The sequence below is a fragment of the Blautia sp. HCP3S3_D9 genome, assembly GCF_052063845.1.
Taxonomy (GTDB): Bacteria; Bacillota; Clostridia; order Lachnospirales; family Lachnospiraceae; genus Blautia_A.
On sequence record NZ_JBQHWS010000187.1, the window covers coordinates 1 to 4764 of the forward strand.

Genomic DNA, 4764 nt, shown 5'->3' on the forward strand with positions numbered 1-4764 from the left:
AGATGTGTATAAGAGACAGGACGAACATATCCTGCGTGTACAGCCGGGCCTGTGAGGAGAAGGCTTGACTGTGTAAGACTTCCGCCGCTCTTGTGCATGGATACAGATGCCATGTCTGCACCTGCTGCCATAGCGGAAACCGGAAGACCGCCGCCAAAATAAAAATGAGTTCCATGGGCTTCATCTGCCAGGCACAGCATTCCAGCATCATGTGCCATCTTAACGATCGCACGTAAATCACTGCATATTCCATAATAGGTTGGGTTATTTACCAGTACTGCAACTGCTTTGGGATGCTCTTTTATGGCCTTCTCAACCTGTTCCCTGCGCATTCCAAGAGAGATTCCAAGTCTCTGATCCACCTCCGGATTTACATAAACAGGGATCGCACCGCACAAAACAAGGGCATTTAAAACGCTCCTGTGAACATTACGGGGAAGTATGATCTCATCTCCCCGTTTACAGGCAGTCAATACCATTGTCTGAACAGAACTTGTTGTGCCTCCTACCATCAAAAATGCATGTGCTGCCCCAAAAGCATCTGCTGCCAGCTCTTCCGCTTCCCGTATTACAGATACAGGATGACAGAGATTGTCCAGTGGTTTCATGCTGTTAACATCCACACCTACACATTTTTGTCCCAGGAATTCTGTCAATTCCGGATTACCTCTTCCGCGTTTATGACCCGGCACATCAAATGGCACCACTCTCATTCGTCGGAAAGTCTCCAGAGCTTCATGTATGGGTGCATGGTTCTGGTTTAATTTAAAACGACTTCCTTTCATCATTCCTCCATTTCCAGTTTCCTTTGCTTCAACCCCCAATCAGCAATTCCACAGACTGAACAAAACAAAAAACGCAGGTAGGGCACTTAGCCACAAACCTGCGTTTTGATCTGTATCTATATGTTTTATCAACAAGCATAAAAAGCAGATAATACTTTCTTTCAGCATCATAAATAAAACTTCTGGATCATGCGTGTCAGAGTCTATATAGCAATTATACTTTTACTACTCTTATTGACCGTTTCACAAGTCTGCGCGTCCGGCGCATCACGGTTATCAAAGGAACCTACTTATAAAATTTGAGCTTCTAACTCAATCAATAAGGTAACCAAAGTTACCATAATCGGCAGTGGACCCGGCTGTCCGTATGGCCTTAACCCTCCCGGGTGGTCCAAAACAATTGCTTTGAAAAGACTCTGTCTATTACTCTGCATCTTCGTCTTTCAAAATCGCGTTTATCATAACATGTAAAAAACATACTGTCAATAATGCACAGTTAAAATAATTGATAAAATTATGTAAAATCCATCTGCTATTCTTCCGTTTTCTTCTCATTTAAGCACATCTGTTTTTTATCGCAACGCTATCTCAAAAAATCCCTTATATCAACAAAGCTAACGTTCCAACAACAATCAGCAGCAGTCCTGCTCCTGATTTTAATGACAGCTTTTCATGGAATACCACATACGAGAATGCAATAGTCACAAGGATACTCAGTTTATCAATCGGAACTACCACACTGGCCGGACCTGTCTGAAGTGCTCTGTAATAGCATAACCAGGAACCGCCTGTTGCAAATCCGGAAAGAATAAGGAATAGCCAGCTTTTTCTGTCAATATTCTTAACTGTATCCTGCTTTCCGGTCACAAATACTACGATCCACGCCATCACTAATACAACAGCTGTTCGGATTGCAGTTCCAAGATTTGAATTGACATCCTGAATTCCAATCTTCCCCAAAATAGATGTGAGACTGGCAAAAACAGCGGAACCAACTGCATAAAGCAGCCATTTCTTATCTTCTACTTTCTCCTGTGTTTCCTTTTTCTGTATCATCAGATAAGTACCAATGCCGATAAGAATCATTGAAACAAATTTCAGCCACGTTATTTCTTCCCTGAGAAAAATGAATGCCAGCAGCATCATTATCACTGTACTCGATTTATCAATTGGCATTACCTTATTGATATCTCCGATCTGCAGTGCTTTGAAATAACATAGCCAGGATATGCCCGTTGACAGTCCTGATAAAATCAGAAAGATCAGAATTTTTGCTGAAATATCTCTGATTCCGCTTTGCGCCCCGACCACCAATACCATAAGCCATGAAAAGACTAACACTACGCCGGTTCTTAATGCTGTCGCAACATTAGAATCTGTATTTCTGATTCCGCATTTTGCCAGTATGGCAGTCAAGCCAGCAAACAAAGCAGAACCAAACGCAAATAACAGCCACATATTTCCTCCGCCCATTAATTATTTTACCTGTTCCAACAGATTATACACTTTCCAACATAATCCGCAGAATTTCTTTATCTGTTTCTTTCATTCCTTCTTTGCCGATCTGTCCTACGCAGCTGATGGTTTCGCCGGCTTCTTCCTTGAGGATTCCGGTGTATGGCGCATAGGACTGACCGTTCATAGCAAGGTGATGTGCCAGGAATGCAGCATCAAGGCTGGCTGCGATTTTCGCTGCACAGGATATTTTCGCTCCATCACAGATGATTCCCGGAATATTGGCAAGCGTATTCTCTATGGTCTTCTTGATCACAGAAAGTTCTCCACCGCCCATGTAAGTAATCCCCGCACCGGCTGCACAGGACGCAGATACCGCACCGCAAAATGCGGAAAGTTTACCGATATACTGTTTCTGATATACAGTTAAGAGGTTAGAAAATACCAATGCGCGGTAAAGTACATAGTCCGGAAGTTCCATTTCTCTGGCATATACGATCAGAGGTACAGAACAGGCAATTCCCTGGTTTCCGCTGCCTGAGTTGATGACTACCGGCATGTCACATCCGCCCATTCTGGCTTCGGAAGCTGCGGCTGTAAGGCTGCGCATTTTAGTGAGCATATCATTGGAATAGGTTTCACGGATGATCCGGCCGATTCCAAGACCGTATTTACCAGTCATTCCTTCATGGGCGATTGCCATATTGCTGCGGATCTGATTTTCTATAATTTCTTTGACATCATCAAGCTCTACAGTATCTGCAAATGTTTTAATGTCTTCCAGATTGAGCAGAGTTCTGTCTGCTACAGCCGGAGTTTCATCGGATTTATAATCTGAATCCAGCAGGACTTCCTGGTTCTTTACGATCTTTGTTACATTGATATGATCGTATTTGATCTCCAGACTTACTGTGTCATCCCCTGCCTGCATTTCTATGATAAAGTGCAGAACTACCGGGGAGTCCAGAAGTTCTACTTTACATATCTTTTTATCCAGAAGTTCACAACATCGCTTTCTTCCGGATTCATTTACCTTCGAAAGAACTTCCATATTCAGGGATGGGTCTCCGGCTACTGCACCGAGGACTACACCTGCTTCAATTCCAGTCAATCCGCCGGAGTTTGGAATGATAACACAACGGACATTTTTTATAATGTTTCCACTGCATTTTGCAGTGATATGTTCCGGTTCTTTTCCCAAAACTTCTCGTGCTCTGGCTGCTCCATATGCCAATGCGATCGGCTCTGTACATCCCATGGCGGGAATCATTTCTTCTTTCAGAATGCCTATGTAATTCTGATATACTCTCTCATCTAACATTGTGCTGATATCTCCTGTTCATTTTTAATATTTATTCAAGTATGACATAACACTATCAGAATGTCCAGAAAGAATCAGCCCTGTGTACCGTCATTTTCTGTGCGGTTCAGGTATATATAAAATCCCACATTCAATATAATTCCCGTTACTGTTGCAATGGCAGCTCCGGCTGCATCCATATGAAGTCCCGCTGCCAGCACCAGATTTCCGATCACATTTAGAATAATTCTGAAATTTGTCAACCACCAAAATTACTATTGAACCGTAACCTGGAAAGTTCTATAATGAGTTCCGATATCAGAACTCGGAAAAGATAAATTGTTTCCGATGACGGAAATTTAAAAAATACAAGGTGGAAATTACAATGAATATTACCGTTTATCTTGGAGCTTTGGAGGGGAATGATCCGGCACTTGGAGATGCTGTCCGGGAACTTGGTACATGGATTGGAGAAAGCGGAAATTCTCTGGTATATGGAGGTTCAAAGTCCGGTCTTATGGGACAGCTCGCAGAAAGCGTACTGAATGCCGGAGGAAAAGTAACAGGCGTGGAACCACAGTTTTTTATAGATTCCGAACTGCAGTATGATGAAATCACAGAACTGATCGTCACAAAAGATATGGCTGAAAGAAAAGCAAAAATGATCGAACTTGGTGATGCATTTATTGCATTTCCGGGAGGAACCGGTACTCTGGAGGAAATCACAGAAGTTATGTCCATGGTTTCCCTCAAACACCTGGATGCCCCCCTGTATTCTGTATAATCTGAACGGATATTATGACAGCCTGAAACAGCTTCTCGACCATATGATCAAGATGGGGCTGTCCTCCTCCAGACGGCAGGAAGGAATTTATTTTGCTGATAATCTTGAAGATATTAAGCTATTACTTGCTTTATGTCTTTTATGAGAAAATATTGGCTCGAAATGATCCTTGAAAAAATTAAAATAGATTAAATTTTGATAGATTTTCTTATTTATGGGAGCTGGAACCTCTTTCGATGGTTCCAAGCTCCGGTAATTCTCTGTTCCGTCTTTTTCCTGCGGTTCTGAGATAACGATTTTACTGATCAGCTGGTGGGAACGTTCTCTGCGTTCCCACCAGCTTTTTCCTCTGCGCACGATCCTAATATACGTTCATACTCACATCTTATATTCGGATTTCTTTAATTCTTCCATATACAGTTCAGCTATATATGCTGGAC

6 protein-coding genes are annotated in these 4764 nt (G+C 42.4%); 2 read left to right on the plus strand and 4 right to left on the minus strand.

All coding sequences use genetic code 11. The features are described from left to right. From ACTNES_RS19425 to ACTNES_RS19440, 4 genes are all read right to left on the minus strand, one after another. Positions 1-788 (minus strand): aminotransferase class I/II-fold pyridoxal phosphate-dependent enzyme (locus tag ACTNES_RS19425; protein WP_441040435.1); only part of this gene is annotated, 788 nt, incomplete at its 3' end. Positions 789-1385: 597 nt separating this feature from the next. Then, positions 1386-2243 (minus strand): EamA family transporter, encoded by an 858-nt coding sequence (locus ACTNES_RS19430; RefSeq protein ID WP_291817169.1) that lies wholly within the window; start codon positions 2241-2243, stop codon positions 1386-1388. A 40-nt stretch (positions 2244-2283) separates the two neighbouring features. Beyond that, complete coding sequence (locus ACTNES_RS19435) at positions 2284-3561, minus strand: L-cysteine desulfidase family protein (protein WP_291809996.1); 1278 nt, start codon at positions 3559-3561, stop codon at positions 2284-2286. Positions 3562-3635: 74 nt separating this feature from the next. Next, the gene (locus tag ACTNES_RS19440; protein WP_291809993.1) at positions 3636-3803 is read right to left on the minus strand and encodes a hypothetical protein; all 168 of its coding nucleotides are present in this window, start codon (positions 3801-3803) and stop codon (positions 3636-3638) included. Between the two features lie 122 nt (positions 3804-3925). Here ACTNES_RS19440 and ACTNES_RS19445 point away from each other — a divergent pair, with 122 nt between their 5' ends. Next, positions 3926-4324, plus strand: coding sequence for a TIGR00730 family Rossman fold protein (locus ACTNES_RS19445; RefSeq protein ID WP_330636189.1), 399 nt, complete (start codon positions 3926-3928; stop codon positions 4322-4324). Then, on the plus strand, positions 4302-4469 hold the full coding sequence (locus ACTNES_RS19450; protein WP_334303493.1) for an LOG family protein: 168 nt from the start codon (positions 4302-4304) through the stop codon (positions 4467-4469). The genes ACTNES_RS19445 and ACTNES_RS19450 overlap by 23 nt, the downstream gene beginning before the upstream one ends. The last annotated feature ends 295 nt before the right edge of the window (positions 4470-4764 follow it).

Excerpts from the sequence above, each read along its gene's own strand:
- ACTNES_RS19430 (WP_291817169.1), bottom strand. The coding sequence starts at position 2,243 with ATGTGGCTGTTATTTGCGTTTGGTTCTGCTTTGTTTGCTGGCTTGACT.
- ACTNES_RS19435 (WP_291809996.1), bottom strand. The coding sequence starts at position 3,561 with ATGTTAGATGAGAGAGTATATCAGAATTACATAGGCATTCTGAAAGAA.
- ACTNES_RS19445 (WP_330636189.1), top strand. The coding sequence starts at position 3,926 with ATGAATATTACCGTTTATCTTGGAGCTTTGGAGGGGAATGATCCGGCA.
- ACTNES_RS19450 (WP_334303493.1), top strand. The coding sequence starts at position 4,302 with ATGCCCCCCTGTATTCTGTATAATCTGAACGGATATTATGACAGCCTG.